This is a genomic window from Saccharospirillum impatiens DSM 12546 (genome assembly GCF_000423605.1).
GTDB lineage: Bacteria > Pseudomonadota > Gammaproteobacteria > Pseudomonadales > Natronospirillaceae > Saccharospirillum > Saccharospirillum impatiens.
Genome location: NZ_AUIH01000143.1, coordinates 1 through 1,538 on the forward strand (window position 1 = coordinate 1; position 1,538 = coordinate 1,538).

Below are 1,538 nucleotides of genomic sequence, written 5' to 3' on the forward strand. Positions count from 1 at the left end.
ACCAGTTCCCGAAAAGTACTAAAGCTCTACAGGCTAGAAATGGTAGGCTTTAACAGAGCTTTTGTCTTTTTTGGAGGGAAAATCCCCAGAACCCCTGATACATACCAGAGGCCGGATCGGAATCAGGCTTGATCGTGACGGCCTCGTGTTTTGAGGGCGCGGATTCTGGGCAGTCGACAGCGAAAACCCCGCTGCAAATTACCGATAGAAATATGAAAATTATCAGTCTCATAGGCATGTAACGCCGCCATAAACGGCGCGAGCGTCCGGCGACCGTAGGGAGCGAATTTGATGGCCTTGTTAGCTGATTTTCGCACCACACTTTGGACATGTAGGTTGCGCTGCAATCAATGCTTCCGAGTAGCTCATTTGAACGGGCTTCTCTACCTGTCTTGAAACGCAGTCAAGATTGCTGAATGTCCAAATTCCATAGGAGGAATACGGGTTGTCCTTTTCCCGATAAGAAGCCGATGCGAGATGACCGCAAGAACATTTAATTTCTTTTTGTTCTGCCACTGAAATCTACCCTTTAACGATGCTCAATAATAATATCGCTATCTCTCCGCTCATCAGCACGGACGAAAGCAGGGTGGTCTTCATCAAGGCAGCGAAATTCAAGGACGGTCTCGCCAGCCTCATTAAACCACCGATCATTTGTCATACTAGATTTCAATAAACGCTTACCCTGGGACATGCAGAACTCACCAGCCTCTTTATATGCCATAGTTGTTGATTTCGTGGTTCCACCACAAGCTGGACAGGCTACTGTGCTGATCATGTATGAATCCGGGCCTGTAGGAACAATATCCCCAGTCATGGTACAAGACACAACTAAACCAGCAATTGGTAACAAAAATAACTTCTTCACGTTTTCTCCTATTGTACAGCTAACAGTTTATTCATCGTCGTTCCCGCCGGTGATCCCGACAGATAAAAACCAGAATCTATCACACCACTCCGCTGAGACCCAGTAATAATGGGCTTTGGGCATCCATCCACCTCGCCACCCTATGGATATCAAAATCGACAAAGCCGTCGCTTCAGACGTTTATCCCAGATATCAGGGTCTCCGGAGACGCATATTCCGGGTAATTCCAGGAATATGTGTCTCGACTAATCCATTCAATGTGATTGAGTTCTCAAATATACGTCGGCAGAGGCTGTATATTTATGGCTATGTTGGCATTATCTGTTGGTTTTCTCTAATAATACTGTATATACTACTGTATGTATAGTATTTCATTGGAGCATGCTATGAAACGAGCCGACATCAACGCCCTTGAAAAGTCCCTGGCCTATCTCCCGGTTGATCTCAAACAACACCTTGCCAATCAGCTCCTTGGGCAAATCAATGCTCAGGCCCACACGTTGGGGTTCCAGGGATTTTCCCTCCAAAAAAGACAAAAAACCTGTCAGAGCCCGACATTCGTAGCCTTCAAGAGCTTAGCAGGCTGTTGAAATAGACCGATATTTTTCCATCAATCCGCTCGGGTAAGGCAATTTCAAGGGGATTTCAGCATTTGGGTCGGGTTCAATCG

1 protein-coding gene and 1 pseudogene are annotated in these 1,538 nt (G+C 46.2%); one reads left to right on the forward strand and one right to left on the reverse strand.

Annotated features, from left to right (window positions below; all coding sequences use genetic code 11):
- Positions 1-529: 529 nt before the first annotated feature.
- Positions 530-868: a hypothetical protein gene (locus G565_RS26975; RefSeq protein ID WP_157600196.1), complete on the reverse strand. Its 339-nt coding sequence runs from the start codon at positions 866-868 to the stop codon at positions 530-532.
- Positions 869-1,254: 386 nt separating this feature from the next.
- On the opposite strand from G565_RS26975, the pseudogene G565_RS26980 reads away from it, so the two are divergent.
- Positions 1,255-1,371, forward strand: a pseudogene (locus G565_RS26980) (IS1595 family transposase); the annotation flags it as partial.
- Positions 1,372-1,538: the final 167 nt, after the last annotated feature.